This is a genomic window from Pseudomonas sp. GW821-FHT07F05 (assembly GCF_059418765.1).
Genome location: NZ_JBWKQL010000002.1, coordinates 540,074 through 555,958 on the forward strand (window position 1 = coordinate 540,074; position 15,885 = coordinate 555,958).

The window sequence follows — 15,885 nt, forward strand, 5'->3', positions numbered from 1 at the left end:
ATCATCAATTCTCATGACAGATTCACACGCATTCGCCGACAGACATCGCGGCAAACCCATTCGAACGGGTGTTTATCACTCGACCGAATCGGATCCGGGTTCCGGGGCACAGCCGTCCGTCTCGGCCTGGGACTGCTCGGTGCGCCGCTCGGGATCGTCGGGCTTGATGGGGGCGGACAACGGGTATTCAGGCGTGTCGTCAGGGTCAGCCGGTTGATCGTCAGCAGCCCCGCGAACGAGTGATGAGCGGTCTGGGCACATGGTTGCAGGTCCATTGAGGGAGGCAGGTGTTGGAGCGCACCGGCAGGCACTCGTGCGGTTCACCGGACCAATGGAGTGAACGGTGTCGTGTGCACCGAGCTGGATTGGCTACGACCTCGACTGTAGGAACGGCTTTAGCCGGGAAGGCGTCAACAGTCCCGCTGCAAAATTGAGACTGCACCCACTGGCCTCTTCCCGGCTGAAGCCGGTCCTACTGCCGGGAAGGCGTCGGCCGTTACAACGCAAAACGGAGGGCGCTCACACCCGTTTTTCCCCGGCCTCATCGAGATTCAGCAATACGGTAAAACAGCATCCGCCGTCATCGCGACTGGTCAGGGTCACGGTCCAGTGCTGATTGGCGCAGATTCGCTGAACCAGCGACAACCCCAGGCCCAGCCCCTCACCGCGCTGCTCGTCGCCGCGCACGAAGGGCTGGAACATGGCCTGCTGTTTTTCCAGCGGGATGCCGATGCCGCTGTCCTCGACGCTGAAACCATCACTGCGCAGGGTCAGCTGAATGAACCCCTGATCGGTGTAATGCCAGGCGTTGCGCAGCAAATTGCCCATCACCGAGCGCAGCAAGGGCGCGTTGTAGACCTCACCGTCGCCGTCGTGGCGCTGATAAATGAAGCGCAAACCTTTGGCTTCGATGGGCGTGCGCCAGGTGTCCACCAGCTCATCGGCAATCAGCACCAGCGAAGAACGCTGACCCTGAGGCGTGTTCTTGCCCTCCGTGCGCGCCAGCAGCAGGAAGGTTTCGACCAGTTGGTTCATCCCCGCCGTGGCCTTGCCGATGCGCTTTACCTGCGTGCGAGAGCGGTCGTCCAGCGCCGGGTATTCCATCAGCAATTCGCAGGACGTCGCCAGCACCATGAGCGGCGTGCGCAGTTCATGGCTGACGTCGCTGGTGAACAGCTTCTCGCGGCTCAATGCGGCGCGCAGCCGGCCCAGGGTTTCGTCGAATGAGCGGGCCAGCGCACCGACTTCATCGTTGGCGTAGTCGCTGGCGAGCACCGGCGCCATCTCCAGCAACTGATCGCGATGACGCACCTGGCCGGCCAGGCGCGACACCGGCGTGATCACCCGGGACGCGAGCAGCCGACCCAGCAGCACCGCCAACAGCACGCTGAGAAAGAAACCGACCAGCACCACACCGAACAGAATGCGTTCGCGCTTTTCGAATTTGCGCTGATCACGCAGCAGTACGTAGTGGCGCCCGTTTACCTCGGAGACCATGGCGTAATAGGCTTTCTTGCCACGGAAGAACTCCTGAAATCCCGGGCGCAGGCCCTTGAGGTCGTCGCTCATGGCGAGGTCACCGACGCCCTCGTCGGCGTAGAACAACTCGTCTTTTTCCGGCCGGTGGCGCCAGTCGTTGACGCTGTCCACGGCCAGCAGCCGGTGCAGATTGCCGCCCAGGCTCATGATCGTCAGGCGCTTTTCGACCACGTGCACGGTGGCGATGATGCCGACGGCGAATACCCCGGCGACCAGCGCGCTCATCAACGCAAATACGATGACAATCCGTTGTTTAAGGCTGTGTTTGATGTCCATGAAGGTCCGTGCATGGCGGTACTCGAATCCGGGGCGTGGCCCCACCGGCGGCGATTATCCGGTGCGGGATGTCATGGTTTTGTCAAATGCCGCGCTCTTTGCGGCTGAAGCCGTTCCCAGCGGAAATCAGCGGCCGCATGAGCAACATGCCGGCCGCGCACCCGCCCATCAGCAGGCAGGTGACGATGAAGACCACCGGCATGCCGAAATGCCCGCCCAGGTATCCCCCGGTCAGTGGCCCCAGCACCTGGCCGATGTACTGGCAGGACGTGGAGTAGCCGAGCATGCGCCCGGCGACGGCGTCGGGCACCGAATGGCGGATGATCGCCGCAATGCACGGCAACAGGCCACCCAGGGCGATGCCCATGAGAAAACGCAGCAGCACCAGCTGCCAGGCATGGGTGACGAACGCCTGGGGAATGAGCAAGACAGCCGCCGCCGTCAGACAGCCGATGACCACTTTCCAGTGGCCGATGCGGTCGGCGAGCTTGCCGATCCGCGAGGCCGACAACACACTGGCCAGTGCAGTGGCCGACATCACCAGCCCGGCCATCAGCGTGACGTTTTCGCTGTGCATCTGGGTCAGGTACACGGTGATGATCGGCTCGATGGACATGATCGAAAACATCACCAGACAGGCCACAACCAGCATGGTCAGCACCGGTTTCCTGTCCGCGATGACGTCCCAGGCCCGCACAGCCGGCGCTTTCGCCACGCCAGTCTGACGCTTGGGCCGAGGTGCCTCCTTCATCAGAAACAGCGTGGCAAGGAAGGTCAGAAAGATCACGCCCCCGGCCAGGAAGAACGTGCTGCGGATGCCGATCAGCGGCGGCAACAGCCCGCCAATCAACGGTCCGGTCAGATTACCGGCCATGATTCCCGACGAGAGCATGCCCAGCGCCCAGCCGGTGCGCGCCTTGGGCGTCTGCGTGGCCACGAGAATGGTCGCGCCGGAGGCATAGCCGCCGAGCAACCCCGCCAGCAAACGCAGCCCGACCAACTGGTAAATGTTCTCTGCCAGCCCGATCAGCGACATCGCCACCGCCATGCCCAGGCTGGCACGAATCATCATGAGCTTGCGCCCGTAACGATCACCCAGCCGCCCCCACAGCGGCGCGGTCAGCGCGGCAGACAGAAAGGTCGCGCCAAACGCCACCCCTGACCACTGCACGATGGCGGCCTGATCAGTGACGCCCAAGTGCTCGACATACAGCGGCAGAAACGGCAGCAGCAAGGTCATCGCAACGATGGTGGTGAACGCGCCGAACACACAGACGGCCAGGTTGCGCCTCCAGTGTTCTTCGACGAGGGATGGCTGAGATTGAGAGGGCGTGGTCATGACGGCTCTACCGTGAACGGAATACGCTCACGGTAGAGGGCTAGGGGCCATAAATAAAATTCATGTTTTTCATGCGGGGGATTCCAGTCAGGAATAACCCCCTGCCGCTAAAGCGGGCGCACCCGATTCACGACGCCATGGACGCGCGCGGTATCGTGAAACGGAATTCGCTGCCAACGCCCTCTTCACTGGTGGCCGTCAGTTCACCGCCGTGAACCTTGACGATCCCTTGGGAGATATAGAGCCCAAGGCCGGTGCCATTCGGGTTGCCTTCACGTCTGCGCCAGTAGCGCTCGAACACATGGGGCAACTGATCGCTGCGAATACCCTCCCCGGTATCCACCACGGTGAACACCACATGGTCGCCCGCACCTGCCGCCGTGACCTTCACACTACCAGCCTTGGGGGTGAATTTGATCGCATTGCCCACCAGGTTGGACAGCACCTGAAACATGCGCTCCGGATCGGCGAAAACCGTCAGCTCGGGTTCGGCGTGGAAGGTCAGGTCGATGAATTTGTTCAGTGCCAGTGGCGTGAGCAGTGACCAGGCGTCTTCGAACAACTGGCTGACTTCCAGCCGCTCGGCGTCGATGAAGTAGCGGCCGGCTTCGATCTTTGACGTATCAAGCAAATCCTCCAGCAGGCTGCTCATCCGCGAAGACGCGCGCTGCAGGATGTCGACGGCAGAGCTGAGTCGTTTGGTAGATGCTGTGGCGTCGGCGTTGATCACCCGCTGCATCATGCCGCACTGCATGACGATAACCGTCAGCGGGCTGCGCAGGTCGTGGGACACCACGGCCACCAGTTCATCGCGGGCACGCACCGCCTCTTTCTCGCGCAGTACCTGCCGTGACAGGTCTGCCTCCAGCGCAGAGCGACGCAGATCGGACACCGCGTAGACCTCACCGGCGCTCCAGGTTCTGGCCTTGCCCTCGACCTGCTGTTCCCACAGGGCAAAAGATTCCCGTGGTTGCAGGCGATCATTGACGACCCGTTTGGCCTGTTGCGGGTTGCCGCTCCACTCCACGCTGCCCCTGACTTCGGCGCGAAACCACAGCACCCCGTTGGCCACCGGCTTGGGCAAACTGAACGCCAGCAGTCCGCTGGCCACGCGTTGATACGCTTGCGCGTCGGGGAACACGGCACCAAGGCTGGACGTCTCGAACACCGATCCGGGCCGGTTCTGCAGCCATTGCTGCAACGCGCTCACTTGCTCGGTGCTCGGGCACTGGCCGATCAGGTGTACCTGACCGTCGATGATCACCGCCGCACCGGAGGCGTCGACCAGTGTCAGCAGCGCCTGGGCGTGTTCAAGCAGCCCGTTGTAGACGTCGTCAGCGGACTCGTTCATCGCCCTGGACAGCCTGTCCAGCATGTGATGCTTGGCCAGTCGCTGGCGCTGAGTCTGCTGATCTTCCAGCAGGCTGATCTGCATCGACAGCACTTGCCCGATGGTCTGGCAGGCCGAGCGCAGCGTGTGCGGCACCTGCAGCGGCTCGCGATTGCCGCAACTGATCAGGCCCCAGAGGCGTTCATCCTTGAGCAGGGAAATGCTCATTGATGAGCGCACGCCCATGTTGTGCATGTACTGACAATGGATCGGCGACACGCTGCGCAGCACCGCGTGGCTCATGTCCAGCGGCTCGCCGGTATCCGGGCGCAGGGCCGGGACCAAAGGCGCCGGCACATACGCGGCGTCGGGGATGATGCGCAGCCAGTTCAGGCGGTACAGCTCGCGGGCCTGCTGCGGGATGTCGGTGGCGGGGAAAAACAGCCCCAGGTAGGCGTCCAGTTCGGCCGTCGCCGACTCGGCAATGACCTGCCCGTGACCCTCCTCTTCAAAGCGATAGATCATGACCCGGTCGTAGCCGGTCAGTGCACGGATTTCCGAGACGCTGATGGCGTACAGATCGTCCAGCGATTTGGCCGATTGCAGGCGACGCAAGGTGCGCGTGAGGCGCGGCCCCAAGTGCTGCATCGATGCCTGTGTGGCGACGGGCTCAAGTTCCAGAAACAACAGGCCGTCGTGGCGATGCAACAGGCCATCGAATGCCTGCCCGGCACATTGCATCGGCAATGGATCGAGGCTGTGCAGATCCGCGTCTTGAACGGCGTCGCGCAAGGCCTCGGCCTGCGCCTCGCCCAGCCAGCGTACCAGCGAGTCGCCAGCCTGCACGTCGCCGGGGATGCCCAGCATCTGCCAGGCATTGGCGCTGGCCTGTTGCACGGTCCAGTCGGTTTCGAGCAGGGTCAGCAGAGCGCCGTGGGGCTGAATGGCGCCGGGGATACGAATGGGTTCATTGGCACAGGTGTCCAGCAGCTCATCCATGTTCAGCGTGTGGTCAAGCGTCATTCAACACTCCCGTTTGCTCCAGCCAGGTTTGAAAGCAGTGGAAAGTGGCACAGGCCGCCTGCACCACCTCGGCGTTGTGCAGCGGCGCATCGAACTCGGCCAGTTGCTTGAGGAAGGCCTTCCACAACCGCCCGGTGTCGCGGCCGTACACGTCCAGAAACTCACCGCCGCTGTCGGCATCAACGCCCAGCCTGTTGGCGATGATCCGGCGCAGCACCTGCCCCCCCAGCGTAGCCCCTTCCATGACATACATCACACCGAGCAACTGCGCGACGCTGTCGATGGCGGGCAGTTCGGTGCACAGCGGCAAGGCCTGAATCTGCAGGTCGTCCAGGCCGAGGGCGTGCAGATCCTTGATCAGCGCGGGGATTTTCTGCCGGGCAGGGTCGATGGCCTGGGGCGCAAGAAAGCGCTCCATCGATTGTTGCAAGGGCAGATGGAAACCGTAGTAGGCCGCGATGATCCGTTTGTAGGTGCCGAAATCAAGCTGGGGGTGGGTCAGTGGCAGTCGGGCTTCGAGCGTCGAGTGCTGGACGGCGGTAGCCGTTCGCAATTGCTGAAGGACACTGGCATAGGGGGCCGGGACGCAAGGGTCGCGCAACGCAGGGGTGATTTCAACCAAGGGCGAAAGTGTCCGGTCTGAGCGGACGTGCCTGAACATGCGGCAGCCGCTGTTGAGGCAGATGATGCGCGCACACTAATGGAGACAGTGCCCGGCTGTAAATATGGCTGACGGGGAAATGCCGACGTTCGGCCGGGCGGTACGTTCTCTGCGCGACCTTGGCCGTCGGCAAGCCTTGATACACGGGTATTGTCACAGCCAGGCCAATGCGGCGAGCAGGCCGAGCAATCCGCCGATGAGTAATCCGATCCACATCGCGGTGCGTTTTTCTGCAGTGACCTTGATGTCGGTGGACGTTGGCTGCGTGGCTGCAGAGTTTCTCTGGGTTGGGGTGTTTCTCTGGGTTGAGGAATGAGTCCCGATGTGCAGCGATCGGGGCGGCATGGCGTTCGGCGCGACCAGCACCGCGGCCTGAGCTTCGCGCTCGATCCGCGACGCCCGTTGCGCCACCTGCGTGCGCAAGCCTTCCAGGCTATTGATGGACACAGGAATCCGCTCAAGCAGCGTCCGGCGCACGTGCTCAAGCTGCACGCAAAACAGACCGAGGTCCGCCAGATCGCCGACATTGATCTGCAGTTCACGCAGCACCGCTTGCCAAGAGCCGAACAGTCCATTGAGGAGTTCCGCCCGCGCCGACACCCCTCGGGGCCAGGGTTGGGCGTCTGCCCGCAACAGGGTTTCCAGGACCGACAGGCCTTCGTACATCCCTTTTACCCCGGCCAGATGACTGCGCGCCAGGGCGTAACCCGCCGCCGTTTGCAGGTCCGCGCCATTGCTGGTGAACAAGGCGAGGCAACAGTGCTCGACGGCTCGCCAATCCACATCCGGGCAGGCCGGATGACCGAGTCGGGCCATCTCCGTGCACAACCTCCGGTGGTCAGGCAACGCGCGTGGATCGCCTCCGGCCTTGACCTCCCTGGCGAAGTTCGTGGTCATCGAGCCTCCTGTCGGCCTCAAGACAGGGCCTGCACATCATGGCGCCTGAGATGACGCACCACCGCCCTTCCCTCCGGGCTCAAGGTCGTGCCGAACGTCGCGGTGCGGTTCCCTTCAAGGGTGGCGTCGAGGGCGTAGACCAGATGGCCCGGCTGGGTCTGGGGCAACAATTCGATGTCCAGCGACAACAGGCGCGGCTCGTACTTGAGCAGCGTGCCGGCGATGGTTCGCATCAGCCCATGGGCGGCAGAGGGCAAGCCTTCGAGCACAGCGCCCATGTCCGGCAGGCCGTAATCGGGCAAGTGCGCGAGGGTGCCCGCGCGGCTGTTGAGCACGCGTTGCACATTGTCCAGCACCGAGAGCACGTATTGATCGTCTTCCCCCACCCGTGACAGGTCGAGCTCGCCGCTGAAATTCTGCAGCAGGGTTTCGTACAGCGAAGGGTTGAGGTCGCTCATGGCTCAACCCTCGGCCAGAGGGCGCAGGGTCAGCCGGCTTTCGCCCAGCTCGATGACCCGGGGCCGGTCCGGGTCGAGGTCGTCGCGGGTGAGCAGCAAGCGCCAGTCGTTGAGCTGCAGATCGGGCTCGCGGAATAACCCGACCACGGCGACCACTCTGGCGTTTTCGTTCAGCGGCACATCCAGCGGCGCGCCCTCCCCGGGCTTGATCACCAGCGATCGCTGATCCAGCAGGTCAGCGCCGAGCACCTGGTCGGCGTCCCGCAGCAGGTCGTCGTAGGTGGCTTTGCTCGCCGACTTGCCATCGCGCAGCTGATACACCCGCACCATCACCGGCACCGACAGCGCGCGCATGTCCGTGCCGTCGGTGTTCAGGGCCAGGCGGCCGTCGAAGTCCAGACGCAGGGTCCTGACCTGTTTGTAGAAAATCGCCAGGGTCATTGATGCGGTGGATTCGGACACGCTCTGCGTCACCCCGCAGCCGCTGACGAAGAGGCCGAGGACGATGACGGACAACGCTTTATAAAAAATAGGCGACATGGGTGGGTTCTCTTTCCTGAGGATTGATGTGGAGCCCCTGATAACGGCCCAGATGGATAGTGATGATGTCGTTTATCCCGGCAGCGCTGCCCTGCAACCCGAGTCCGGCGGTCATGCCCAGCAGCACACCTCGTCCGCCGAGCGCTGGCACCGGCAGGCAGCCGATGGGCAGCGACAGGCGCAACCGCGCGGTACAGCGCCAACCGAGGTAAACCTGCAACAGCACCCGCAGGTCGCTGTGCAAACCACCGCCGGGCAGCCATTCCCGCGCCTCGTCGTGGTCGGCGGTGAACAGCGTCAGCAGCAGTTCGCTGTTGACGTCGCGGCCGACACTGCCCAACGGCGTGCCCTGGGACAGACTCACCGGCCGCGCCGACGACAGGCTGGCAGGCGCGTCGAGGGCAATGTTTCGCGGCCAGTGCGGCTTGATCGACGCCTGAGTGCGAGACGCCAGCAAATGCACCAGCGCCGAAATGCCCTCGGCGTTGCGGGTTGGCAGACGCATCACGCCGAGCAACGCCAGAAAACGCGACAGCGGCGTGGCGATGCGTTTCGCCGTGCCGGGTATGCCCAGCCCGATCAGCCCGAACAGGCACTGCGAGGTGGGGTCGGCCCCAGCGGGCGCGAACGAGGCCGGGTAGGAATACTTGCGCCAGATCCGGTAGAACTGGGTGAAGACCCGGTGGTTGAAAATGTCGAGAAACCCCTCCAGCGCCTCGTGGCCTTCCCGCTTTTGCGCGATGTCGTCGAGGTAGCGCGTCGGCATCGGTGAATCCACGCCATAGAGGCCGAGCAAGCGGGTGCGCACGGTTGCAGGTAGCGGCTGATCCTCAGACGACCACTCCACGGCTTTCAACTCACTGGCAGGAAAGCCCATGCCGGGATCGGGCCGGAAGCGCACCGGATCATCCGCCGGATCTTCCGAGCTGCCCAACGGCGGCTGCTCCGGCGCCGCGGCTTCCAGCAACTGGCAGAAGCGGTAGACGCTCGCCTCGGCCACCCGCCCCTGCACGGCACCGAGCCATTCGGCGACCCTTAACCGGGAATCCGCTGGCTGTGGTTTTCGCTCCATCGCAGGCTCCTCCCGGTCGGTTGCAGAATCAGGGTGATCTGGGTGAACAGATGGATGTCGGCGTACAGCGCGAAGAACCGGTTGAGCATTTCGCCGAACAGGCAGATGTCGCCCTCGCCGGCAAAGCCGTTGGCATCGAGGGTCACTTCGATGTCCACGCCGCGCAGCAGAAAGCCTTTTTCGAAGCGCTGAATGAGGTGGTGACGCACCTCAACGATGGCTTCCAGACGCCGGCGATTGAGCTCGCTGCCGGTCCAGTCATACAGCGCCAGGGTGCCGCGCAGCACTTCGGCGTTGTCGAGCATTGGCAGAAAGTTCGAGCCCAGATGGCTCAACACCCGCCAGTGAAAGCGGTCGCGGCTGGGCGGATAACACGGCAGGGTCGGCGCGCACAGGTTGCGCACCCGCAGACCGGACTGGGTCGTGTGCAGCGGCGTGTCAAGGATCGTGCTTTGCAGCGCCTTTCTCGGCAGTTGCCCATTGGTGCCGGTAAGGCGCAGGGACAGGCACGGCCGCTCGGTCAATCGATCAAGGTCGGCGCCCTCGCCGCCCAGTATCAGCCAGGTGTCGTGCAGCCCGTTCGCGCCGCGCTTGAGGCGGGTGTGGAAATAACGCTCGGGCGCCTCGTCACGGAGCATGCCGCCCTTGTGCCGGAAGCTGGAAAACGGCACGTACTCTTCCCGACCCGAGTCGCGGGACGCCGTTACCCGGTCGACCGAATAGATTTCGGTGTGGCCGTCCTGCAGGCGCATGGGCCGCAGCAAATAGTCGGTCTGCAAGGGATCAAGGGACAGCGGGTCGGCCTCCAGCGGAAACAGATTGATCACCGGCACGGCGTGCAGGCGAATGTGCTCGCTGCTCAGCGAAAATGCATGGGGCCAGGGCACACTCAGGACAGCCTCGAGTTCGAACCACGGCGCGTCCGGCGCGATGCTCATGTTTTCGAGCCCGTGCAGGGTCACGAACATGAATTTCTCGCGAAAACTGAAGTACTCCAGCAGCAACTGATAGCCACTGAACGCGCTGTCGCCCTTCGGCCAGAGCCGGTCGTCATCGCCGAAGCCCTTGGGCCCAAAACGTCCTTGCAGCGGTTGGCGCTGCGCGTCCCCGGGCTGACGCACATAGAGCGCCTGAGTGCCCAGGGTCAGCGCGTGATGCAGCGCGTTGGCCACCGCCGGGGTGGCGTTGAGGTAAAGCGGGATGCGGCGCAAATCCAGCTGACCCCAGTTGCTCAGCGCCCCGCAGGAAAACCGCAGGCGGATCACCGAGCGCCCGTCCGGTTCCTGGGCCAGGCGCACCGAATCCAGCGCCAGTGGACGCAGGGTCAAGTCCTGGGTGGTGGTGTAACTGCAGCGCGTGCGCTGGGGGCCAATGGGTTGCGACTGAATTTCAAAGCCGGTCGCGACCTGCTCGCTCTGCTTCATCTGGTTTACGTCAGGCTGCAGCTCGACGATCGACAACGACGGAATCGTGCGCAGGTAATGGGGCCACAGCAGACTGACCAGGCCTTCGGTCAGCTCCGGCAGGTCGTCGTCGAGTTTTTCCCGCAGCCGTCCCATGAGGAACGCGAAGCCTTCGAACAGCCGCTCGACGTAGGGATCGTGGGCGCCGGGCTTGTCCAGATTCAGCGAAGCGGCGCGGTCGGGAAACGCCTGGGCGAACTCGTTGCCGGCCTCGCGCAGGTAGCGCATTTCCGCATCGAAGTAACGCAGGGTCAGATTGTCCGTGTTCAAAAAAACCTCCTGGTTGAAAGTGTCAGCCGCACAGCACTGCCGCGCGCACCGGGTCCATAGCCACCAGAGCCGCCAGCAGCGGCTCCATCCGTTTGCCCAGCGCAGCCTTGTCGGCGTCGCTGCGCTGGGCTTTCATGCGCAGCACCTTGAGCAGCCGCGCCTTGACTTCAAACACCCGCGCCGGCTCCCACTGAGCGAGCACATGGCGCTGGGCCGTGGCGTCCAGTTCGCCGAGGACGTGCAACGCCAACTCGCTTTTGCCGTACTGTTCGGCGACCCGCGCCATCAGCAGGCGCAGCAGCCAGCGCTGCCGGCCGCCGTGAATGTCGGGGCGCGTGTCGAGCCAGGCCAGTGCCACCTCGACACCGTCGCGATCGGCCTGGGCCAGTGCCTCGCTTTCGAGGGCCATAATGTCGGCTTCGTCTGCGTTGGAAGCGGCCGTCGCGGGCAGCCAGGCAGCAACGCTTTGAGTGCTGACGTGCTGATCGATCCACTCGCGGGTGGTCTCGTCGGCAAAGGCCGAGCCGTCGTCCCAGCACAAGGTTTCGAGGCCCGGCAGTCGCTCCAGGAGCAGGCCCAGATCCTCTTTGACGATGCGCGCCCAGCCCTCGGACGGCGCCGGTTGCCGGCTCAGCGCCTGGTACAGAAACCATTGCAGGTCGAGCCAGAAATGGTTCACGCCCTCGGCGAACATGCGCTCCACCTGATCGAGCAACTCGTTCCAGCTCTGTTGCAGGTACAGCCGTTTGAGTTGCGCGCGGTATTCGGATCGGGGCGGTGCCAGGCGCGTGCGGCCAGTGGCGTCCTGGGGCGGCGACTGGTGCACGGTGTCCCAGCGCAGGCTTTTCATCAGCCGATGGGCGGCCAGCCAGCCCTGGGGTTGTTCGCGCAGATAGCTGGCCAGCGCGCGGCCGCTGTCCAGCAGGTCGCGGCCCGAGCGGATGGTATTGGGCACGGGGCCGGCGCCGTGGGTGGCGGCTTGTTTGGTGGCCTGAGGGTTCGCAGCATCATGGCTGGCACTGAATTGCGGCACCACGGCATCGAGTCCGCCGGCCTGGGCCAGTCGTGCCGACAGCGCCGAGTACAGCGTGCCCAACTCAGGACGCTGGTCGACGGGCCATTGTTCAAGCACCTCATCCAGCCAGGCGAGCGCGGCGACCGTGCGTTCGGCCTCGGCCTTCACCACTTCCGGGTACAGCGTCAGGCTGTCGAGGACTTTGGCGCTGGCCAGCCACTCCAGCGCGACCTTGCGACTGTTGGGCCGCGCCGGCAGCACCTCGACACTGTAGCGATCAACCATGGCGGCCAGCAGATTCAAACCGTCCGCCAGCCCCGCTTCGCCGTCCCGCTGCAGGCGCGCCCACAGGTAATAGGTGAGCACGCGCAGGTCCTTGCAGGTGCCTTTGAGGAGTTTTTCCGCCAGTACGATGACCCGATCGGCGTCCGCCCCGGACAGCTTGTTGACCTCCTCGCGCATGCTCTGGAAATCATCGTCATAGCCGGGGTCCTGACCCACATTTGAGTCACCACTGATCGGAGCCAGCCATGACGCCCACTCGGTAGCGTGGGCCTTGGCGAGGGCCACCGCGTCGCGCTCACCCAGCGTCGTGGCGATCAACGCTTGCAGGCTCATTCCGTCACCTCGGCGCGCGACGGGGTTTGCGCGCTGGCGATGCCGTTGAGGAAGATCTGTCGCGGCAGTTTGAAATTGCGCAGCGCCAGCAGGCTCATCGGTCCCGCGCCCAGCTCGGTGCGCATGTGCCAGGTCAGGTCCAGGCCGTCCGGCGCAGGCACGCTGATGCGGTAGCGGCTGTCGCTGTCGTCCAGCGCGGTGACCGTGGCGGCGTCCAGCAAACGGATCAGCCCCCAGGCGCCCTGAAAGTCACCGTACAGACGCTCGCCGCTGCGCACGCTGGTCCACGTGAGGCTGGCGCCGGGGTAATCGCTGCTGCCGGGCCAGGCGAAACGCTGCCAGCTCTCCTTCTGATTGAAGTACTGATGGCGCGCGCCATTGAGCACGAAGGTGGTCTGCACCACGTCGCGCACCGCCTTGCCCTGCAGCTCGAAGTTGATGCCCATGCCGCCGTCGGTGTAGAGCACGTCGGCCAGGTGGCTGAGCTGATTGACCGCCGCAAGAAACCTGGGGTTGATCTGCAGGCCCTGACCGTGGGCCGGGTCCACCCCCCAGCGACCGCCGTCCTTGCGCAACACGCCGGTCAGCTCCCGCTGCAAGAACTGCTCAATACGCCCCGAGTCCGTGCGGATCATCTTGCCCAGCATCGTCAACGAGGCGTCGCTGCCGGTGGCGGCGAAAGGATAACGGCCGAGAAATGCCTTATCCCATTCATCAACCACCGCCTGCTGCCACTGCCGGTTCAGTGCGATCGCCGAAGGTTCCAGCACCTTGCCCCACGCCTGCTCCAGCGGCTGCACGAACAGCGCATAGGCCACGCCGTCCCACTCCTCGCCGAGGCTGGCCGCCAGCAGTTCGCCGTAGGCCCGAGTATCGGTAAGGTCGATGTTCTTGCCCTGGAACACCGTCTGCGCCATGGCCTGGGTCATGCCCTGGGGATCGGCGGCGTGACTGACCTGCTGCAACTTCAGGCGCACCCGCGTCACGCGGGTCAGAAACGCTTGCAGGCTGAGGTCGTCATCGCCGCCCTTGCCTTCCGCGTCCTTGCCCAGCAACCCCAACAGTGGGCCGAAGGTCGGATCCAGCGGCCCGGCCGGCGTGTCGAGCTGCTGGCTGATGGCAGGGACCTGCGACGGGCGCTCGCTGCCCATCAGCTTCTGCGCCGACTGCATCAGCGAGTCCTTCAGCCCCTGACTGCGATGGCCGGCCTGACCCTGCCACGCCAGGGTGTTCATGAAGGCGATCAAGGGTGACTGGCGGACGTCGCTCATCAGGGTCAGTTGATCGATGACGTCGGCCAGGCTGTCGGCCCGCCGCCATTGCACGCTGTTGAGAAACTCCAGCCAGGCGCCGGAGTAATCATGGAAGTAGCGCTCGGTCAGCCGCGCTCGCAGCTGTTCCGGCGAGGTATTCGCGACGCCGCTGTTTTCCCGGTCGCTGAGCACCCAGTCGATCTGCTCGCGGCGGGCCGCGACGATGTCGTCGATCGCCTGACGCACCTGCCCTTCCCACGCCTGCCGCGTGAACACACCCGGCACACGCGCCTCGGTGAAAAACAGCGGCCACACCTCTTTGTCATCGACCATCTGCTCAACCCCGAGATCGGGAGCGTGAGTCGCGGCGGCCTCCAGCACCTGCTGATACAGGCTGGCTTCGCCATTGCGCTGGCCCAGTTGCACCAGCAACACCTGCCGCGCCTGGGCCACCAGCGCGTTATCCTCCTCGATTCGCCACTGCGGATTGGCCTTCAGTTGCTCGGCATAAAACTGCCACAGCGTCGGTGACAGCCCTTTCCATAATCCCGGCGACACGCCCATGCGCGTCGGTTCGGCATGACCGAGGGCCGTGACCAGAAACCCCGCGTCCACTTTCTCCGGGCGGGCCATCATCAGATAGGCCTTGAGCTGCACATATGCGTTGTGCGCGCCCTTGGCACGCCGAGGACTGTCGGCGGGCGATGCCACCAAGGCGGCGAGTTGGCGCTTCAAATTCTCCGCCGCCGGGTCGCGCATCAGCCGGTTATTGGCTTCCACGTAACGCGGCCACATCGCCGCGAGCAAGGCATCGTTCTGACTCAGCCCGAAGCGCTGGAACCACGGCTCGCCCCGCCGCGCGCGGTCTTTCAGCCGTCCCATTTCGAGGATCAGCGCGTTGAGGGCGAGCAACGGCTCATCGCCGTTGCCCGACGGCTCCACGGCCGCGAAGGACGACTTGATGTCGAGGATCTGGGTACGGTGGGTGGAGAACGACAGCAGCAGGCCCGTCAACCAGATCAGCATGGCGCCGAGGGCAAGGGCGTAGCTGATGCGCGTGACCGGCCAGCCCAGGCGCCGGGCGTCGCGAGGTGTGCCCGCGAGCACGCCGGCCCACGCCGGACCCGGCAGCCACAGATTGCCGACGGACTCGGTCGGTAGCGCCGGCAAACTGAACCACAGCCCGCGTAACGGCACGCCCCGCGCGAACTTGCCCAGCAACGGCGTCAGGGCTTGGTGCCAGCGGGCGATGCCCTCTGCTTTCAGGTTGGAGGACAACCGGGAGAGAAAGTCATGGTCGGGGTAGACCGCCAGCTCGGCCAAGCCCATCTGATGCAACGAGCCGTCAATGGGGGCCAATATCATCTGCAATTGCGAGCCGCGGAAGCGCGGGGGCAGCAGCGACCCAGCGGGCCCCCGTGCGTGCTTTTGCTGCGTCCGATTGCTCTCGCAGACCTCCCACAGGTGCAGCGGCAACTGCCAGCCCAGGGTTCGCGCCAGTTGCTGCAGACCGGCGACGCCACTGGCCATCGTCGCGGCGTTGGCGCTTTGCTGTTTATTGAGGGCCCAGACAGCGCCGTCCAGGCCGCGCCGCTGGGTTACATCGTGCCAGCGGGTGGCGGTTTTGCAGAGCTGGGATTGCGGGCTGCCGCCCCAGAGCAGCACGGTGTTCTGGGATTCAAGCCACTGGGCGTCGGCCAGACCTGGTGCGATGGCTTCGATGTGCTTGGGCTCGCCGACGACCAGGAGAAAGCGGGTGCGGGTGCGCTGGAAGGCGGTGTATTGATGGTGGAGGTGCTCTTTGAGCCCATCGGCAACCTGTGGCGCCCTATCCCCGCCCGGTCCAGTCCCTTCGACAGACGCTGGCTGGGGAGAGATTTCACTGGCTTTTTTGAGATATTCCGCCCGTCCCAGCCGCTGCGTCAGCCACTGAAAACTCACCGCGCCCGCGCAGGCCGATATTGTGGCGGCCGCAACACCCAGCAACCATGCGGTTTGTTCTTCGCTGCCGGCAGCGATGCCCATGAGGTGAGGGAACTGCCATATCAGAATTATCAGGCCGAAGCCCACCACCAAAATGGCTGTGAGAACAACGAACCCGATAGAACGTGGAATACGCATAAAAAAGCTC

12 protein-coding genes are annotated in these 15,885 nt (G+C 64.4%); all 12 read right to left on the bottom strand.

Annotated features, from left to right (window positions below):
- Positions 1-75: 75 nt before the first annotated feature.
- On the bottom strand, positions 76-261 hold the full coding sequence (locus AC07RO_RS06540) for a hypothetical protein (RefSeq protein ID WP_192172258.1): 186 nt from the start codon (positions 259-261) through the stop codon (positions 76-78).
- A 258-nt stretch (positions 262-519) separates the two neighbouring features.
- Entirely contained in the window at positions 520-1,815 is a 1,296-nt protein-coding gene (locus tag AC07RO_RS06545; RefSeq protein ID WP_192172259.1) for a sensor histidine kinase, read from the bottom strand.
- 82 nt (positions 1,816-1,897) lie between these two features.
- A complete protein-coding gene (locus tag AC07RO_RS06550) occupies positions 1,898-3,154 on the bottom strand; it encodes an MFS transporter (protein WP_495085604.1) in 1,257 nt (418 codons plus the stop codon).
- 127 nt (positions 3,155-3,281) lie between these two features.
- Positions 3,282-5,507, bottom strand: a complete 2,226-nt coding sequence (locus AC07RO_RS06555; protein ID WP_346628217.1) for an ATP-binding protein — start codon at positions 5,505-5,507, stop codon at positions 3,282-3,284.
- Complete coding sequence (locus AC07RO_RS06560; protein WP_282371820.1) at positions 5,497-6,129, bottom strand: biliverdin-producing heme oxygenase; 633 nt, start codon at positions 6,127-6,129, stop codon at positions 5,497-5,499. The genes AC07RO_RS06555 and AC07RO_RS06560 overlap by 11 nt, the downstream gene beginning before the upstream one ends.
- Before the next feature lie 192 nt (positions 6,130-6,321).
- Positions 6,322-7,065, bottom strand: a complete 744-nt coding sequence (locus tag AC07RO_RS06565) for a type VI secretion system ImpA family N-terminal domain-containing protein (RefSeq protein WP_346628216.1) — start codon at positions 7,063-7,065, stop codon at positions 6,322-6,324.
- A gap of 17 nt (positions 7,066-7,082) precedes the next feature.
- Complete coding sequence (gene tssE / locus AC07RO_RS06570) at positions 7,083-7,523, bottom strand: type VI secretion system baseplate subunit TssE (RefSeq protein ID WP_346628215.1); 441 nt, start codon at positions 7,521-7,523, stop codon at positions 7,083-7,085.
- 3 nt (positions 7,524-7,526) lie between these two features.
- Positions 7,527-8,063 (bottom strand): type VI secretion system lipoprotein TssJ, encoded by a 537-nt coding sequence (gene tssJ, locus AC07RO_RS06575; RefSeq protein ID WP_346628214.1) that lies wholly within the window; start codon positions 8,061-8,063, stop codon positions 7,527-7,529.
- Positions 8,044-9,135 (bottom strand): type VI secretion system baseplate subunit TssG, encoded by a 1,092-nt coding sequence (gene tssG / locus AC07RO_RS06580; protein ID WP_495085605.1) that lies wholly within the window; start codon positions 9,133-9,135, stop codon positions 8,044-8,046. The genes tssJ and tssG overlap by 20 nt, the downstream gene beginning before the upstream one ends.
- A complete protein-coding gene (gene tssF, locus AC07RO_RS06585; RefSeq protein ID WP_495085606.1) occupies positions 9,099-10,868 on the bottom strand; it encodes a type VI secretion system baseplate subunit TssF in 1,770 nt (589 codons plus the stop codon). The genes tssG and tssF overlap by 37 nt, the downstream gene beginning before the upstream one ends.
- 22 nt (positions 10,869-10,890) lie before the next feature.
- Positions 10,891-12,501: a type VI secretion system protein TssA gene (gene tssA / locus AC07RO_RS06590; RefSeq protein ID WP_495085607.1), complete on the bottom strand. Its 1,611-nt coding sequence runs from the start codon at positions 12,499-12,501 to the stop codon at positions 10,891-10,893.
- Positions 12,498-15,875 carry an ImcF-related family protein gene (locus AC07RO_RS06595; protein WP_495085608.1) on the bottom strand — a complete coding sequence of 1,126 codons (3,378 nt, stop codon included), beginning with the start codon at positions 15,873-15,875 and terminating at the stop codon, positions 12,498-12,500. Before AC07RO_RS06595 ends, tssA begins: the two co-directional genes overlap by 4 nt.
- Positions 15,876-15,885: the final 10 nt, after the last annotated feature.

Bases quoted from the DNA above. Each gene is read 5' to 3' on its own strand.
- tssA (WP_495085607.1), bottom strand. From the start codon at position 12,501: ATGAGCCTGCAAGCGTTGATCGCCACGACGCTGGGTGAGCGCGACGCG.
- AC07RO_RS06545 (WP_192172259.1), bottom strand. From the start codon at position 1,815: ATGGACATCAAACACAGCCTTAAACAACGGATTGTCATCGTATTTGCG.
- tssJ (WP_346628214.1), bottom strand. From the start codon at position 8,063: ATGTCGCCTATTTTTTATAAAGCGTTGTCCGTCATCGTCCTCGGCCTC.
- tssE (WP_346628215.1), bottom strand. From the start codon at position 7,523: ATGAGCGACCTCAACCCTTCGCTGTACGAAACCCTGCTGCAGAATTTC.
- AC07RO_RS06550 (WP_495085604.1), bottom strand. From the start codon at position 3,154: ATGACCACGCCCTCTCAATCTCAGCCATCCCTCGTCGAAGAACACTGG.
- tssG (WP_495085605.1), bottom strand. From the start codon at position 9,135: ATGGAGCGAAAACCACAGCCAGCGGATTCCCGGTTAAGGGTCGCCGAA.
- AC07RO_RS06595 (WP_495085608.1), bottom strand. From the start codon at position 15,875: ATGCGTATTCCACGTTCTATCGGGTTCGTTGTTCTCACAGCCATTTTG.
- AC07RO_RS06540 (WP_192172258.1), bottom strand. From the start codon at position 261: ATGTGCCCAGACCGCTCATCACTCGTTCGCGGGGCTGCTGACGATCAA.
- AC07RO_RS06565 (WP_346628216.1), bottom strand. From the start codon at position 7,065: ATGACCACGAACTTCGCCAGGGAGGTCAAGGCCGGAGGCGATCCACGC.
- AC07RO_RS06555 (WP_346628217.1), bottom strand. From the start codon at position 5,507: ATGACGCTTGACCACACGCTGAACATGGATGAGCTGCTGGACACCTGT.